This is a genomic window from Desulfosporosinus sp. I2 (assembly GCF_000960765.1).
GTDB lineage: Bacteria > Bacillota > Desulfitobacteriia > Desulfitobacteriales > Desulfitobacteriaceae > Desulfosporosinus.
This window is the reverse complement of record NZ_JYNH01000036.1, coordinates 17789-35026: the sequence shown is the minus strand read 5'-3', so window position 1 is coordinate 35026 and position 17238 is coordinate 17789. Positions and strand designations below refer to the sequence as shown.

Below are 17238 nucleotides of genomic sequence, written 5' to 3'. Positions count from 1 at the left end.
ATCGTACACTAGACCTATTAGCGGAAATAGGTGTGCTCCTTAAAAATGATTTTGGCGATGGGCGAAGTCGGTATGAATTTAGCAGAAAAGATGAACATCATCACCATCACCACCTTATCTGTCTGCGTTGTGGTAATGTCTCTGAATTTGATGATGATTTATTAGAGTCTCTTGAGGCTGTAATTATAAAACGAAATCAGTTTAAAATCATGGACCATGATTTGAAATTTTATGGATATTGTAGGCTTTGTGGAGAGACGCAGTAACGTGTCTCTTCTTTTAATTTATAGTTTTTCGTCGGCAAAACACTATAAATTAAACTTAAAACTAGTATAAGTCATTTATACAACTGAACATCAATCAAAGGATTATCAAAATAATAAAAAGAAATAAAGAAATAATAAAAGAAATAAAGAAATAAATAAAGAAATAAAGAAATATAAAAAAGTAAGAAAGTTAGAACCCTGGAAACCTGACGAGGAGAGCGGATATACGGTCTCTATTTGCGAATCGATGTAGATTTAAATGGTATTTGACGTACGATTTTTGGAATTATGAGGAGGGGAAAACGAGGGGAACGGAGAAGGTAAATAATGGAAAATAAGTAGATAAAGGGGCGGAAATTATGGCTCTACCTTTAGCCTCGCAGCGAAAACAGAAATGGCCTTCTCTTCAAAGTTCATATGTTTGGAATTCTTTCCAAGCCAAATGGTATCATCGATTCGGTAAAACCGACGAAGCAATCCGGAATTGGGTGGATTTACTAAATCAAGAATCGCCAAAGTTACGTTTAAGGTTGGTACACCAATTAATAGAATTTCAAGCATTTCAAGAAGCAAGAGATTATTTGGAAAGTCTGGATTATGAGCAAAATGATCCTATACATGAGATAAATTATTTACTCGCCAAGTGTTATCTAGGACAAGCACTTATACCACAGGCTAAGGAAAAGATTGAACGAGCCATTAAGGAGTTACCTCAGAAAGCGCTATATTGGGATTTACTTGCCGATATCTACTTAGAACTTGGAGATTGGCAAGAGGCGATTAAAGCACTTGATAATTCCTTGCGTTCAGCACCTCAGAAGGTGGAAACCAATTATCGTCTAGGAATGATTTACGCTTATCACGAACAACATTTGGAAGCCTTAAGGTGTTTTCAGGGATGCTGTCAACTACGACCGCGTGAATCGTTATATTGGGAAATGAAGGCCGAGATGCATTTAATTTTAGAACAATTGTCTGATGCTTGTCATAGTTTTGAAAAAGCGCTTCGCTACGGTGGTACCATAGATTTGGCGGCAAGATTAGCGTATTGTTATATTCAAAACGATCAGATCAAAAAAGGAATTCAATATTATAAATTTACCTTAAAATACGAGCCAGATCACTATGATTCATTAAGTAATTTAGCAGCTGTCTATCAAAATTTAGGCCGTTCTCAAGATGCTTTAAAACTGCTAGATCGCGCCATAACCCTCTTTCCGACTGATCCGATTTTGCTTAATAATTTGGCTTTTACATTGGTTCATCAAGGTCGGACAAGAAAAGCCGCAGAGTATTATCGAAAAGCTTTGGAATTGACACCTAACCATCCCCTACTTCTCTACAATTTGAGTGTTTGCCTTACTCGAAAAGGTAATTGGCAGGAAGGGATTGAATTATTGAATCAATTAACTCAAATAGATCCAAACCATTCGGCAGGATGGGCTTTATTGGGTAATATTTATGACCAAATCGATCAATTTGATACGGCAATCGATTGCTTTAATAAGGCATTGAAGCTTGCATAATTGAAAAGACTTCAAGGAACCTTCGGATAGAGTTTAATAAACTCCATCTGAAGGTTCCTTTTTGGGATTAAGTCGCAACGATTATTTATATAGACTTTAGCCTTGGAGCCAGAGATCAGTTTGCTATTTTATTGATATTTCATTTTCTTTTGTAAATAATAATGGTAGAATAAAATGTAATTTGTCATATAAGGAGTGCGAAATGTTTCAGGTATGTGTTCGAGCGCATTTTGATGCTGCTCATTTTATCAGGAATTATGAGGGTGATTGTGCTAACTTACATGGTCACCGTTGGGATGTTGAAGTCTGTATTGAAGGTCAATCACTGGATAATCTGGGAATGCTGATCGATTTTAGTCTTGTAAAGCAGTCCATTCGAAAATATTTGCAGATATTGGATCATAGCTTGTTAAATGATTTCCCAGCTTTTGGGGTACAAGGGGTTAATCCAACCGCTGAAAATATTGCACAATTTTTATATCGGGAATTCAAAAAAGATATCGTGCTAATTGATAAGCGTTTAACATGGGTTAAAGTTTACGAATCCCCCGATACATGGGCTCTTTTTAAGGAGGATGGATGATGTCGGGAATTGTACTTCTTTCGGGTGGTTTGGACTCAACGGTGGCCATGGCACTTTATTTAGAAAAGCATGCCGTGGATTTAGCCATTACCTTTGATTATGGGCAAAGGGCCAATGAACAGGAAATTTCTGCAGCGAGAAATTTAGCAGAGTATTATCACATTCCCCATAAAGTTGTTTCCTTGCCTTTTTTGCAAGAACAGACCTTTTCTGCTCTTGTTAATCGCTCTGAGGAATTGCCACTTTTGGAATTCCGTGAACTTGATGATCTTGAAGGGCAAGCCCAAAAAAGTGCACGTCAGGTATGGGTTCCCAATCGCAATGGCTTATTTCTGAATATTGCAGCTGTATATGCTGAAAATATGGGCGAACAAGCGGTGTTAATCACGGGTTTTAACAGTGAGGAAGCGGCGACCTTTCCAGATAACTCACTAGAATTCATGGCTGCCATAAACCGATGCTTCACTTTTTCTACCCAAAATCATGTAACAGTAGTCAGTGAAACTTCGATTCTTACGAAAAGGGAAATTGTTCGAGAAGGGCTGCGCTTGCACGTCCCTTTTGAATATATATGGAGCTGTTATGAGAGCGGAGAAAGAATATGCGGACAGTGTGAAAGCTGTCAAAGGCTTAAGAGGGCTCTCCTTGCCAATGAAGCTGATAGACTTGTAACCCAACTGTTTGGTTCCGTATAAGTAGTTAGACTTTGTGGCTTGAAAAGATTTCAAAATCAAAGACTTGGAAAGAGGGAATGGTCATGAACTATACTGTCCTGCGCACCCCTCTCAACTATGATGGCACTCAACTTCAATCCTTGTTTGCCTATAAGAACTTTGGCTTGATGGGGGACAGTGTGAGCGTATTCCGTGGCTCGTGTCGCGTAGAACAAGACGAGATGGTGGATATGGAAGATGTCTTAGCGAAAGACTGGATCTATAGCGAGGACATGTTGCATTTTATTGTGGAACATTTTGACATGGATTTAGAAAAGACGATTATTCGGCAACGGTTACTAATTGCTTCGATCAAGGAAGAACTAGAAAAGCTTGGAGTGAGAACCCTAAGCCGGAGTGGGGATGATCTCTACGAAGTAGATAATAAGCTTTCTGTGAGCATTAGTACACTTTCTCCCGTATCGACTATGATTCATTGCGGGTTAAATGTCTCAAATAAGAATACGCCAATTCCGACCATAGGTTTGGCTAATCTTAAGGTTCAAGATGTATTAGGGTTTGGAGAGAACGTTGCTAGACATTACTGTGATGAGGTTTTATCTATGCGCCTTGCGCGTTGTAAAGTTAGAGGGGTATCTTAATGCTTGAGCTACCCGTTACAGAAATTTTCTCATCGATCCAAGGGGAAGGTCCTTACGTCGGGGTCAGACAAATTTTCTTGCGCCTACCAAACTGTAACTTATCGTGTCCTTATTGTGATACGCTAACTTCAAAGCAACCACAGTTAAGGATAGAGCTGGAATCCGGCACTCAACAATTTAAACAATTGGATAATCCAGTGGCTCTCGATAAACTGCTCGGGCTTCTGGAAACTTATGACTTTGCTCTTCATCATTCTCTAAGCCTTACAGGAGGAGAGCCTTTACTATGGTCCAACGAACTTAAGGTCTTGTTGCCTTTGCTACGAGAGAAAGGGATAACGATTTACCTGGAGACCAATGGGACTTTACCCGAACCCCTGCTTCAAGTATTACCATGGATTGATATCATTAGCATGGATATTAAACTACCCTATGATGACCAGGTTTTCTGGAATGTTCATGAAACTTTTTTAAGATATAGCCTGCAAAAGGATGTCTTTGTCAAACTTGTGGTTCAAGAGGATACTAGTTTATTAAATCTTCAAATCGCTCGTGATTTAATTGTTGGTGTGCGCCCATTGATTCCAACAATTCTTCAACCAGTTACACCAACGCATGGAATAAAGGCTCCAAAACCAATTCAGCTTTTAGAATGGCAACGTTTCTTTTTGGAAAAACTCAGCAATGTTCGAGTTATCCCTCAAACCCACGTTTTTATGGGGCAACTTTAAATGAATTAGTCCAGCTAAAGCTGTTAAAGGAACCATAGAGTAAAGGAGAAAATAGATTATGGGGATGGATTTAGAAAAGATTGAGCAAGCCGTATACATGATTTTAGAGGCTATTGGCGAAGATCCTGAACGTGAAGGGTTAAGGGACACACCGAAACGTGTGGCTAGGATGTATGCAGAAGTTTTTTCAGGGTTACATGAAGATCCTAGTCGACATCTAAACGTTCAATTTTCTGAAGAACATGAAGAGATGGTTATCGTGAAGGATATTCCTGTTTATTCCATGTGTGAACATCACCTTGTTCCGTTTTATGGTAAGGCCCATGTTGCCTATATTCCGCGGAAAGGAAAGATAACTGGGTTGTCAAAGTTCGCTCGCGTCGTTGAAGGATTTGCACGCCGACCTCAGCTTCAAGAACGCTTGACGTCCCAAATCGCAGATGCCATCATGGGAGAGCTAACCCCACTCGGCGTTTTGGTGGTCATCGAGGCAGAACATATGTGTATGACCATGCGAGGGGTTAAGAAGGCAGGCTCTCAAACGTTAACTTCGGCTGTACGGGGGATCTTTAAAACGAACCCCATCACAAGATCAGAAGCGTTTTCCCTAATTCAAGGACACAAACGCTAATTGAAAACTCCTAGTTCCAAGAAGTGGGAATCTTAGAAGTGGAGAAGAGGTTACAATGGAGGAACATCATGCAAATCCGTCCCATCGTCAAGGGAAAATAGAGCTTATTGCCTCTCAGCGTCTTAGCGTAAATGGTGAACTTTATAAAGTAGTTGATTTTCTAAATAAGAATTTGAAGGATCATCAACTCATGTTTGGGTTGACTAAAAAGGACGATAAAATGGTGATATCGGTCTATGAAGTAGAGTGAGCGGGGGAATACGGATGCATATTTTACTGACTAATGACGATGGCTACCATGCGCCTGGGATTCAATCATTATATCGCGCGCTTAGGAAATATACGAAGCATGAAATTAGTATTGTTGCCCCAGAGGGTCAGCGTTCGGCCACAGGGCATTCTATCACCTTGTTTCAGCCCTTGTTTCTAAACAAACATGATTTAGAGGGGGAGCAAAAGGGGTATGCAATTAGCGGCACACCTTCAGATTGTGTAAAAATTGCAATTCAAGGCGGACTTATCTCTAAGCCTGATCTCCTGATCTCAGGTATTAATCAAGGCTCAAACTTAGGAACGGATGTTTTTTATTCGGGAACGGTTTCTGCAGCAATGGAGGGGGTTATTCTCGGGATTCCTTCCTTAGCAGTATCTCTCGCAAGTTATGAATTTAAAGACTTCGAACCCTCGGCAATTTTTATCGCTGAGCACCTTGATTTACTCGTTGATTCCTATCATGAGGGACTGATGAATATTAATTTTCCGGGTAAAGTCGAAGCAGAGTGGCGCGGAACAAAGGTTACTAAATTAGGCAAAACTGTCTATGAAAATGTGTTTGAGCAACGGGTTGACCCTCACGGAAGAACCTACTATTGGCAGTGTGGAAATTTAATTCAAGATCTCGAAACGGATACTGATCATAGAGCGATCCAAGAGGATTTTATTTCTATTACTCCGATGCATAGTGATTTGACGGATTATAAATGTCTTGAAACATGGCAAACCTGTTTAGAAGAATCCGGGACAATATTTGTCAAGAGGGACTAAATAAAGGAGTACAGAATCTTTCTGTACTCCTTTATACGTCACGTCACGTTAGTAGAAATCTAAAGGTTACTCAACAGGTGTGTTCAGAGATTCCTTTGCTCTCCGAATCATGGTTTTGACCATGCTACCACCGATTCGGCCTCCTACATGCCCACATTCTCGAGAGGTCATGTTTTCCCAGCCTTGAGACTTGATCTTTGAACTTAATCCTAATTCATCCGCAACTTCCCATTTGAATTGCTCCAAGACGGATTGGGGTAATATACCACTGTTGTTATTATTTTTCCGACTCATTAAGTTCATCTCCTCTCTTAATCTCTGAGACAATTGTAGTATTTACATTTCTGGGATGGTTTATAATGCTTAAATAATGGATACAATAAGTCATTTTACTAATGGAGGATTTTGTATGATTATGGGCACGTTTGTGTTTTACTTTATTCTTTTTGTAATCTTTTTTTCCTATCCCAGCTTTAATAAAAAAGAAAGACCAAACTCATACCTCAAGCTTTTGAGCATACCCGCTTTATTAGGTCTAGTTATGGTTTTTCTGACGGTCATCAAAGTCTATTTTGTCTATAAAATCCTAGCTTTATTGTTTGCTGTTGTGATGTTTCTTTTAACATATTGGCAATGGGGTGCACAAATTCGTCGCTTGTGGAAATAGCGACTAGATAGGAAGAAACTTACCAATCCAGGGAAGCCGCTTTAAATCTGTTAAACTTATTCCACCATTTATAAAAAGGATTATATTGTAAACCGCTATTCCAATTGAAAACTCCACGATGTACCCTACTATATGTCCACCTAAGAAAGGATCCAGGAATTGAAACACGAGCAACATGCCAACTCCCCCACTAGAAGGTTGGAGAACAAAGCGTTGTAGATCTAAGGGCATTCCCGTATAGCGTGTAATTGCTGTTATATTTAGGGCGGCAATGATAAAAAAGCCTAGCACAAAGGCCCATGCCGTTCCTTTAAGACCCCACTGGGGAAGGCTGGTGAGGTATATTAAGACGGGAAAACGGATAATAGCCGCAATGATGGAATGAAGGACTGGTAGTTGAACTTTCCCCAGTCCCTGTAGAATTCCCGTTGTGGTTTGTTGTATATACGAAAAGATGCCCCCTAAGGCTAATACTCGTAAAATTGGCGCGATTTCTGAACTCTTAAAAAAGGCCGTAAGGGGACGGGAAAAATAAAAGAGGATAATAAGGCACGGAATTCCGATTAAAATTGTTAAACGAATAGCTTCGGCGCTTCGAGCTCGGACAATTTGAAATTGCCGTCGGACAGCCGCTTCGGATATAGAGGGGACTAGTGAGGTTGCTAAGGCAAAGGTAAAGACACTAGGAAAGGTAAGTAAAGTAAAAGCGGATCCTCCAAGCTGCCCAAACAAGGTTATAGCTTCGTGTGCCCCATATCCTGCAACTTGTAGACGCATAGGGATGATAATGGCATCTAAAGAAGATAAACCAGTGGAAAGAAGTCTGCCGGCTGTTACTGGAGAAGCTAATTGCCATAATCGACTTAGAATTTGACGTTTGGAATAGCTAGGCCCCTGACTCTCACGAGTTTGTTTAGGTTTGCCCCTTTGATACTGAAAGATAATAGCAATCAGTCCAATCAATTCACCGGCCAACATTCCCGAAGCTAAACCTGTTGCAGCCCATTCGACTCCATAACCAAGAAGTCGAATCGCAGCGGTATAACCCACGACGACCCGGATTATTTGTTCAAAGATTTGGCTGATAGCCGTAGGAACCATATTCTGTAGGCCTTGGAAGTAACCACGAAAAACTGAGGATACAGAAACGATAAAAATTGCCGGAGTGCAAATAAGAAAAACGTTGATCACCCTAGGGTCAGGAAAGATCCGTTGAGCGATGTATGGGGCGAGAAAATAAAGGACGATAGATACGATGGCACCTGAAATACTGAGTAGCAAGAGGGCTAATCGGAAGATCGATTGGGCATTTATCGTTCGTCCTAAGGATATTTCTTCTGAGACCATTTTGGCTATGGCTAGCGGAATTCCAGCGGTGGTGAGGACAAGGGCCAACATATAGATCGGAAATACCATATTGAAGAGACCATAGGCTTCACCACCTATATTATTCATGATTAAATATTGATAGCCAAAGCCTAACAAACGGTTGAAAAGATTTGCTCCTAAGAGTATTGTCGCACCATAGACAAAGGTCCTTTTCGGCATATAACCCTCCACAATCAAGTTTAAATAGTGCCTTTAGCTAAACTTCAGATAGAGTTATAACTCCATCTGAAGTAATTTTCTATATAACCTTATGCTTGTAGAAAATAAGAAATGCTTGCGAAATTATTTTAGATCTCCCTCTATGTTCAAAGGATTTTTTACAGAAGACAGAGAAATATTAAATAGGGTGGAATATCGATCCAGAAGTGGGGCATTATACCTCGTGAGAGGGTGAGTTATGGTGTGGAAGCTTATTAAAAATGCCAAACTTTATTGTCCGGAGTGTTCTGAAAACACTGATATATTAGTCGTTGGGACGAGTATTGCTGCGATCGGTAAAAATATAGGTCTGCCTAATTTTGTAGAAGGGGAAGAAATTGACCTTCAAGACAAAACTGTGGTGCCTGGTTTTATTGATGCCCATGTCCATATATGTGGTGGAGGGGGCGAAGCGGGCCCTGCTTCGCGCACTCCAGAAATTAATCTTTCCCAGTTAACTCGAGCAGGTACGACTACCGTCGTTGGTTGCTTGGGGACAGATTCGATCTCTCGTTCAATGTCTGAATTACTCGTGAAAGCGAATGCCCTCCAAGATGAGGGAATAAGCACGTTTATTTACAGTGGTGGCTATCAAGTCCCTATGAGAACCTTGCTGGTAACCTTAGAGCAAGATCTTGTCCTTATCCATAAAGTAATTGGGGCAGGAGAAATTGCTATTTCGGATCATCGTTCCGGACAGCCCCAGATCGCTCAACTGGAACATTTGGCTGCTCAGGCCCGAGTCGGAGGAATGTTAGCAGGAAAGGCGGGGGTGGTTCATCTTCATCTGGGCGAGGGTAAACGAGGATTAGACCCTATTTTTAAGATTCTCGAAGAAACGGAGATTCCTATTACACAATTTATGCCCACACATATTAACCGGACTCATGCTTTGCTTGAACAAGGGATCAAGTTTCTTTTAGCGGGGGGCTATATTGATTTGACCGCAGGCTGTGATGACTTCCCGGAAGAATTACAAGTACCATCCGTCTTAAAAATGTTGTATCAACGTCAAATCCTTAATGATCGGATTACCGTTACTTCGGATGGGAATGGAAGTATGCCCCAATATAACGAAACGGGAGTACTTATTGGCATGGGAATTGGCTCTGTAGAGGTCTTATGGCGTGATATCCGAAAGTCTGTTGTACACTATGGGCTCCCGTTAGAAGTAGCCTTACGTACGATCACCTCAAATGTTGCTAATGTTCTTCGCCTTAAGAATAAAGGAATCATTCGAGTGGGATACGATGCTGATCTAGTCGTATTGGATCAAGACTTAGAGGTCCAAGATGTTTGGGCAATGGGGAAATGTATGCTTCGTAATCGAAAAACACAGGTCTGGGGAACTTACGAACCAAGAAATTAGGCTGTATTCGAGACTATATGACCCTTATTTTCCATAAGAAATACTAATTAGGGATATCTAGACATGGAGACTCCGATTATCTGTTGCAAGTAAAAAGGCATGTCCTTTTTCTTAAATAACATATCAAGGAGGAATCGTCTTGAAGACCTATGACACAAAACATCTTCGCAACGTTTGTCTAGTAGGGCATGGTGGAGCAGGTAAGACTTCCCTGACGGAAACATTTCTTTTCAATTCAGGTGTGACGAACCGTATTGGCAAAATATCTGAAGGAAACACCGTCTCAGATTATCTACCAGAAGAAGTTAAGCACAAAGTGTCGATTAGTATGAGTCTTATTCCAATTGAATGGCAAGGGGTTAAAGTCAATGTTCTCGATACTCCTGGATATTCGGATTTTTTTGGAGAAGTCAAGAGTTCCTTACGTGTTGTCGAGTGTGGGGTTTTGGTGCTTTGTGGCATTGCGGGACTTGAGGTACAAGCAGAAATAACACTGAGTGTTATGGAACAAGAGAAGTTACCTAATGTGATCTTTGTTAATAAGTTAGATCGAAAAAATGCCAATTTTGGTAAGGTTTTGGACCAACTTAAGGGGGCTTATCCTAACGCAAGGTTTGTTGCCCTACAAATTCCAATCGGACAAGAAGAAAGCTTCAAGGGAGTCATCGATATTGTCGAAAATAAAGCCTATGACTATGAAGACAATGGAAGTGGAAAGTTTTCAGTGAGCGAGGTCCCGAAAAACTATAAAGATGAAATTGACCTATTGAGAGAGCAACTAATAGAGGCGGTTGCTGAAGCGGATGATGAGATTTTAACGAAATACCTAGAAGGGGACGCTCTCAATGAAGAAGATCTTCAAACGGCCTTGAGGAAAGCTTTGAAACAAAATCTTGTAATTCCTGTGCTTTGCGGTTCGGCAATAAAAAATATTGGGATTAAAAATATGCTTGATTTTTTAGTAAGTTATGCCCCATCACCGGAAGTGATTAAAGACAAAGCAGCCTTAGTCTTTAAAACTCTTGCGGATCCCTATGTCGGCAAAATGTCATTTTTCCGGGTTTTTGGTGGAACGTTTAATGCTGAAGCATTGGTGATGGATTCAAATCGAGGCCTCGAAGAAAAAATTGGGCAACCCTTTTATTTAAGAGGTAAAATTCAAGAGCCTATTACTAGCGTGGTGGCTGGAGATATTGCGGTTGTTGCAAAGCTAGTGGATGTAAAAACAGGAGATACTTTATGTGGGAAAGAACACATTCTTAAGTTACAAGGGATTGATTTTCCGATCCCTTCACTATCCGTAGCGATTCAAGCTAAGACTAAAGGGGATGAGGATAAATTAGGTACGACCTTAGCCCGCATTGTGGAGGAAGATCCAACTATTAAAATTCATAAAAATATGGAAACAAAAGAGTTGATTCTAACGGGTATGGGAGAAATGCAACTTGAAATTCTTCAGGAAAAGTTGGCTCGAAAGTATGGCGTTGAAGTTTCCATGAAGGTTCCACGAGTCCCATATCGTGAGACAATTCGCAAGGCTGTTAAAGTTGAAGGAAAACATAAAAAGCAAACGGGTGGACATGGTCAATATGGACATGTATGGATTAGTATTGAACCCTTGGAAGGACATGATTTTGAGTTTGCTGAGTCCATATTTGGAGGGTCTGTACCGAAGCAATATATTCCAGCTGTAGAGAAGGGGATTCGGGAGGCCATGGCTGAAGGAACAATGGTAGGATACCCAGTAACCGATATCAAAGTTACGCTTTGCGATGGCTCTTATCATGCTGTGGATTCATCAGAAATGGCTTTTAAACTTGCAGCGATTATGGCATTTCGTAAAGGAGTAGAGCAAGCTAAACCTACCTTGCTCGAACCTGTAGTGGAAGTAGAAGTAAGCGTGCCCGAAGAATTTATGGGAGATGTGATTGGCGACCTTAATGGGAAACGCGGCAAAGTATTAGGTATGGTCGCTGGCGAAAGGTATCAAATAATACGCGCTCATGTTCCACAAGCGGAAATGATGCGTTATGCCATTGATTTAAGAAGTATCACTCAGGGTAGAGGTAACTTTACTATGAAATTCTTACGATATGAAGAGGTGCCGGGCAAGCTCAGTGATACCTTGGTTAGTCAATTAAAAACTGCGCATAATCATTAAGCAAAAAGAGTTGTAAGATTATTGAAAGTTGACTATATGTGAAATTTAGCGCACCAAACTTTAATAAAAGGGCGAAACAATCTTGACTATTTATGATTGTTTTGTCCTTTCTTGCGTATACTGGAATAGTAAGATATAGGGAATATACCTATATAATAGGATTGAAGTTATTCGGAGAGAATGATAGAATAATACTAATGTTAGTAGGAACTAACATGAAAAAATAGACTATGATAGGAGAAGAAGGAATGTACTCACTAAATACAGAAGAAAAGATTTTAAATGCGTCCATTCTTCTCTTTTCTCAAAAAGGTTACACCGCTGTAACCACGAAAGAAATTGCTAAAGAGGCGGGAGTTTGTGAAATGACTCTCTTTAGGCATTTCGAGAACAAACATAATCTTTTTGAAAAAGCTTTTGAAAAGTTTATGTTCTTCCCGAAATTCAGAGCGCTCTTTGAAGGATTGGAATGGGATCTAGAAAAAGATTTAATTAAAATCTGTTCCTCCTACCAACATATGTTATATAAAAATCGCAAGATTATTTTGATGTACTTGAAAAATGAAGATCAAAACCCCGATTTTGATGTCACCATGTTTAGGTTTCCCAGTGAATTCAAAAAGCTTTTAAATTATTATTTTGAAGAAATGAAGAATAAAGGGGCCATCCTCGAAAATCCAGAAACGTTAGCCACTAGTTTTTTAACCACTAGTTTTGGCCTATTTATTACTTCTTTAGTTATGAATAAACTTACGTTTGAAACGGATATCCAGGCTTGCATTTTAAGTTATGTTAGAATTTTTGCAAAAGGAATAACCTATGTGGGTTCATAAAATTTCTATGCATTGTGGAGGAAAAAGATGAGTAGAGTTCTCAATATTGGATTGGATGTTGGTTCAACGACCATTAAAGTTGTTGTTTTAGATGAACGAACTATTGTCTACAAGAAATATTTAAGACATTTTTCCAATATTAGAAATACAGTAGTTTCTGTTCTTAATGATGCCAAAGCTAGTTTGCAGGGGCATTTCTTGACTCTTATGGTTACTGGATCTGGAGGCTATCATATTTCTCAAAAGTTGGAAGTTCCATTTATTCAAGAAGTGATTGCCTGTACCAAGGCCATCAAAATAATGATTCCGAACACAGACGCAGCTATAGAGCTTGGCGGTGAAGATGCTAAAATCACTTATTTTGGCGAATCCATCGAACAACGTATGAACGGAACGTGTGCTGGTGGTACGGGGGCCTTTATTGATCAGATGGCCTCCTTGTTACAAACAGATTCACCTGGATTAAATGAGCTTGCTAAAAACTCTCACAATATATACCCGATTGCCTCACGATGCGGTGTGTTTGCCAAAACCGATGTGCAACCTTTATTAAATGAAGGAGCCGCTAAAGAAGATATCGCCGTCTCTGTATTACAAGCAGTTGTCAATCAAACGATTAGCGGACTGGCTCAGGGAAGACCTATAAGTGGTAAAGTAGCATTCTTGGGTGGGCCGCTACACTTTATGTCAGAGCTTAGACAGCGCTTTATTGAAACCCTTAATTTGAAAAATGAGAATGTCATTTATCCAGAGGATTCTCAATATTTTGTGGCGATAGGGGCTGCCTTATCTTCACAAGATAAAGAGATCTTTACATGTGAGAGCTTATATGAAAAAGTACCGATGATTTACAAAATTAATAATTCTGAAGATCAAGAGTTAGAGGTTTTATTCGCTAATGACCTAGAATATCTTGAGTTTAAAAAGAGACATGAATTGCATAAAGTCCGCCGAGTGGATCTCGAAAGTTATCAGGGAAATGCCTTCCTGGGCATAGATGCTGGTTCGACAACGACTAAAATTGCCCTCGTTGATGAACTTGGAGGCCTGTTGTATTCACATTATGGCAGTAATATGGGTAGCCCGTTAGAGTCAACCATTGAGGCTTTGAAAACTATGTACGGACAACTTAATAAAGGCACAACCATCTTAAACTCAGCCGTCACTGGTTATGGGGAGCATCTAATAAAGGCCGCTCTGAGGGTGGATATTGGGGAAATTGAAACGGTAGCTCATTACACGGCAGCTAATTTTTTTCAACCTGGTGTGGATTTTGTGTTAGATATCGGTGGACAAGACATGAAAAGTTTAGTGATTCGTGATGGGGTTATCGAGTCTATCACATTAAATGAGGCATGTTCTTCAGGGTGTGGATCCTTTGTTGAAACCTTTGCCCATTCGCTAGATATGGATGTCAAAGAATTTGCTAGTTTGAGCCAAAGTTCAAGGCATCCCGTCGATCTGGGGACCCGTTGCACGGTATTTATGAATTCCAGAGTTAAACAAGCCCAAAAAGAAGGCGCTGAGATCAGCGATATTTCCGCGGGGATATCTATTTCAGTGATTAAAAACGCTTTGTATAAAGTTATTCGCCTAAGAAATGTTGAGGACCTAGGCAAGAAAATCGTGGTTCAGGGTGGAACTTTTCATAACGATGCAGTTTTGAGAGCCTTTGAAATGATCGCCCAACAGGAAGTCGTCCGGCCTGATATTGCCGGCATTATGGGGGCCTTTGGAGCCGCTCTAATTGCTAAAGATCGCCATGAGTTGGGGCATCAGACGAGCCTTGTGCAAGAAACTGATTTAATTGATTTTAAAATAGAAACTTCCATGAAACGATGCGGGCTATGCGGGAACAAATGTTTAGTGAGTGTTAAAACGTTTTCTGGCGAAAGGGAGTATATCTCAGGTAATCGTTGTGAAAGAGGCACGGGGAAAGACGTTGTTAAGAATGAAATTCCTAACCTTTTCGAATATAAGTACCAAAGAGTTTTCGACTACAAACCCTTGCCTAAGCAAAAAGCATGGCGTGGAGCTATCGGAATTCCTAGGGTTTTAAATATTTATGAAGACTATCCCTTTTGGTTTACCTTTTTCACAGAATTAGGTTACCAGGTCTTAATTTCTGGGCGATCCTCAAAACATCTATATGAACAGGGTATGGACACAATCCCTTCCGATTCCGCCTGTTATCCGGCTAAACTCGTTCATGGTCATGTCGCGGATTTAATTAAAAAAAGGATAAATAAGATTTTCTATCCGTGCATCCCATATGTTCGAAAAGAGGATTCAGAGGCAAATAACCATTATAACTGTCCCATCGTCACCTCTTATCCAGAGACGATTAATGCCAACATGGATATTCTTAGAGAGCCAATTGTAACCTTTTATCATCCGTTCTTACCATTGGATAAGCCGAGTAAAATGGTCAAACGATTAGCTGAAGAATTGAAACCTGAAGGAATACCGAAGCATGAGCTAGCCAGTGCCCTGAATAAAGCGTATGCGGAACTCGATCGATATAAGAATGATGTAAGAACAAAAGGAGAAGAAACGCTTAATTACATCCGGGAAAACAAAATTAAGGGTATTGTGCTCGCGGGTAGACCCTATCATATTGACCCTGAAATTAACCATGGGATACCTGAAATGATTGGTTCATATGGATTTGCCATCTTATCCGAAGATTCGATATGTCATCTGGGTAAGGTCGAGAGGCCTTTACGCGTTGTTGATCAATGGGTGTACCATTCAAGAGAGTATTCTGCAGCCAGTTATGTCGCGCAGCAAACTAATTTAGATTTAATCCAACTGAATTCATTCGGATGTGGTCTTGATGCTGTAACAACGGATCAGATTAAAGAGATTCTCGAAACTTATGGAAAAATCTATACCGTTTTAAAAATCGACGAGATCAATAATTTGGGAGCGGCAAGAATACGTTTGCGTTCTTTGATCGCGTCTATTAACGAACGAGATAAGAGGAATTTTACGCCACAAAAGCTTTATGATCCGCTGCCAAAGGTCTTATTTACCAAAGCAATGAAGAATACGCATACGATTTTGGCTCCTCAAATGTCCCCCATTCATTTTCAATTTTTTAAGATGGCCTTTGAAGGAGCAGGTTATACGATTGAGTTTTTACCCTCTGTTGATAAATCAGCCATTGATGAAGGCTTAAAGTATGTGCATAATGATGCTTGTTATCCGGCTATTATCGTCGTAGGTCAGTTAATGAAAGCGTTGAGATCGGGTAAGTATGATGTGAACAACACCTCGGTTATTATTACCCAAACGGGTGGAGGATGCCGAGCTACCAATTATATTGCCTTTATTCGAAAGGCTCTAAAAGATGCCAAACTAGAACAGGTCCCTGTGATTGCCTTAAATACAGGTAATTCTTCTAACTTGGAGAATAATCCAGGTTTTAAGTTAACAATCCCAATGTTTAACCAAATTATGAGGGGGCTGATTTACGGGGATCTCTTAATGCGGGTGCTTTATAAAGTACGACCGTATGAGAAGTTTCCAGGTTCGGCCAATATTTTATATGAATCATGGGTTAAACGGTGTCAAGAATCCTTAATAAAAGGAAACAATAAAGAATTCACGAGGAATATTCATCAAATAGTCAAGGATTTTGATAATTTAGTGATCAACGAGGATTTGGTCAAACCGAAAGTAGGAGTTGTCGGGGAAATACTCGTCAAATTTCATCCTACAGCCAATAATAATATTGTGGAATTGTTGGAGGCTGAAGGGGCGGAGGCAGTCGTTCCGGATCTCACGGACTTTCTTTTATACGGTGCCTTAGATAGTCGTATCAAATTCGAACAACTTTCGGGTGGCTTTTGGGAAATGGTGTCTGGGATGTTTTCGATGAACAGAATTGAATCCTTTCGTAAAGAGATGAAGAAGGCCTTGAAAGCCAGTAAGCGATTTGAAGCTCCAAAACCGATCACCCAAATCGCTAAATATGCAGAAAAGCACCTTTCTCTCGCTAACCAATCTGGAGAAGGCTGGTTCCTGACCGGAGAGATGGTTGAGCTGATTCGAAGCGGGGTTAATAATATCGTATGTCTGCAACCGTTTGCCTGCTTGCCCAATCACATAACGGGCAAAGGGATGATTCGGGAAATTCGACGGTCTTATCCTTTAGCTAATATTGCTCCCATCGATTATGATCCAGGAGCGAGTGAAGTTAATCAACTGAATCGCATTAAACTTATGCTTTCTGTAGCCTTAGATAATCTTAGCAATAAACCACAGGACACAAAACCGATTTTGGATCAAGAAGCAGCGTTAATAGAGAGTAATTTGACGCTTATGTTGAATCGAGACACGAAGTTAGTTAAATGTAAAATGGATTAAAAGGACAGCTGGTTACTCTTGAGAAGATAACCAGCTGTCCTATGTTTGAAACTATTGTAATTACTTTTATATTAACGGTAATTTATGGTGTGATAAAGAAAAATCTTCCACATTTTATAAGGGCGATATGATAAAATAAACTAAATATATTTAT

At 40.1% G+C, this 17238-nt stretch carries 16 protein-coding genes; 14 read left to right on the top strand and 2 right to left on the bottom strand.

Going from position 1 to position 17238, the window contains the following annotated elements; all coding sequences use genetic code 11:
• From UF75_RS27020 to surE, 9 genes are all read left to right on the top strand, one after another.
• The coding region (locus tag UF75_RS27020; protein WP_197079372.1) for a transcriptional repressor at nt 1-266 on the top strand (266 nt) is incomplete at its 5' end.
• A gap of 359 nt (nt 267-625) precedes the next feature.
• Nucleotides 626-1792: a tetratricopeptide repeat protein gene (locus UF75_RS10590; protein WP_045574574.1), complete on the top strand. Its 1167-nt coding sequence runs from the start codon at nt 626-628 to the stop codon at nt 1790-1792.
• A gap of 202 nt (nt 1793-1994) precedes the next feature.
• The gene (gene queD, locus UF75_RS10585; RefSeq protein ID WP_045574573.1) at nt 1995-2375 is read left to right on the top strand and encodes a 6-carboxytetrahydropterin synthase QueD; all 381 of its coding nucleotides are present in this window, start codon (nt 1995-1997) and stop codon (nt 2373-2375) included.
• Nucleotides 2375-3070, top strand: coding sequence for a 7-cyano-7-deazaguanine synthase QueC (queC, locus tag UF75_RS10580; RefSeq protein WP_045574572.1), 696 nt, complete (start codon nt 2375-2377; stop codon nt 3068-3070). Before queD ends, queC begins: the two co-directional genes overlap by 1 nt.
• A gap of 62 nt (nt 3071-3132) precedes the next feature.
• A complete protein-coding gene (locus tag UF75_RS10575; RefSeq protein WP_045574571.1) occupies nt 3133-3690 on the top strand; it encodes a DUF366 family protein in 558 nt (185 codons plus the stop codon).
• On the top strand, nt 3690-4421 hold the full coding sequence (locus UF75_RS10570) for a 7-carboxy-7-deazaguanine synthase QueE (protein WP_052693148.1): 732 nt from the start codon (nt 3690-3692) through the stop codon (nt 4419-4421). Before UF75_RS10575 ends, UF75_RS10570 begins: the two co-directional genes overlap by 1 nt.
• 58 nt (nt 4422-4479) lie before the next feature.
• Entirely contained in the window at nt 4480-5052 is a 573-nt protein-coding gene (folE, locus tag UF75_RS10565) for a GTP cyclohydrolase I FolE (protein ID WP_197079371.1), read from the top strand.
• Between the two features lie 55 nt (nt 5053-5107).
• On the top strand, nt 5108-5302 hold the full coding sequence (locus UF75_RS10560; protein WP_045574569.1) for a YpmA family protein: 195 nt from the start codon (nt 5108-5110) through the stop codon (nt 5300-5302).
• Between the two features lie 14 nt (nt 5303-5316).
• On the top strand, nt 5317-6096 hold the full coding sequence (surE, locus tag UF75_RS10555) for a 5'/3'-nucleotidase SurE (protein WP_045574568.1): 780 nt from the start codon (nt 5317-5319) through the stop codon (nt 6094-6096).
• Nucleotides 6097-6162: 66 nt separating this feature from the next.
• On the opposite strand, the gene UF75_RS10550 is transcribed toward surE, so the two are convergent.
• Nucleotides 6163-6390 carry an alpha/beta-type small acid-soluble spore protein gene (locus UF75_RS10550; RefSeq protein WP_045574567.1) on the bottom strand — a complete coding sequence of 76 codons (228 nt, stop codon included), beginning with the start codon at nt 6388-6390 and terminating at the stop codon, nt 6163-6165.
• A 115-nt stretch (nt 6391-6505) separates the two neighbouring features.
• Here UF75_RS10550 and UF75_RS10545 point away from each other — a divergent pair, with 115 nt between their 5' ends.
• Nucleotides 6506-6763: a hypothetical protein gene (locus tag UF75_RS10545; protein WP_045574566.1), complete on the top strand. Its 258-nt coding sequence runs from the start codon at nt 6506-6508 to the stop codon at nt 6761-6763.
• A gap of 3 nt (nt 6764-6766) precedes the next feature.
• Here the strand turns inward: UF75_RS10545 and UF75_RS10540 are convergent, their stop codons facing one another.
• The gene (locus UF75_RS10540; protein WP_045574565.1) at nt 6767-8311 is read right to left on the bottom strand and encodes a polysaccharide biosynthesis protein; all 1545 of its coding nucleotides are present in this window, start codon (nt 8309-8311) and stop codon (nt 6767-6769) included.
• A 241-nt stretch (nt 8312-8552) separates the two neighbouring features.
• On the opposite strand from UF75_RS10540, the gene iadA reads away from it, so the two are divergent.
• The 4 genes from iadA (at nt 8553) to UF75_RS10520 (ending at nt 17084) form a co-directional block, all read left to right on the top strand.
• On the top strand, nt 8553-9719 hold the full coding sequence (gene iadA / locus UF75_RS10535) for a beta-aspartyl-peptidase (protein ID WP_045574577.1): 1167 nt from the start codon (nt 8553-8555) through the stop codon (nt 9717-9719).
• Between the two features lie 139 nt (nt 9720-9858).
• Nucleotides 9859-11880, top strand: coding sequence for an elongation factor G (gene fusA, locus UF75_RS10530; protein WP_045574564.1), 2022 nt, complete (start codon nt 9859-9861; stop codon nt 11878-11880).
• 248 nt (nt 11881-12128) lie between these two features.
• Entirely contained in the window at nt 12129-12713 is a 585-nt protein-coding gene (locus tag UF75_RS10525) for a TetR/AcrR family transcriptional regulator (protein ID WP_045574563.1), read from the top strand.
• Nucleotides 12714-12740: 27 nt separating this feature from the next.
• Complete coding sequence (locus UF75_RS10520) at nt 12741-17084, top strand: 2-hydroxyacyl-CoA dehydratase (RefSeq protein ID WP_045574562.1); 4344 nt, start codon at nt 12741-12743, stop codon at nt 17082-17084.
• Nucleotides 17085-17238 lie beyond the last annotated feature (154 nt).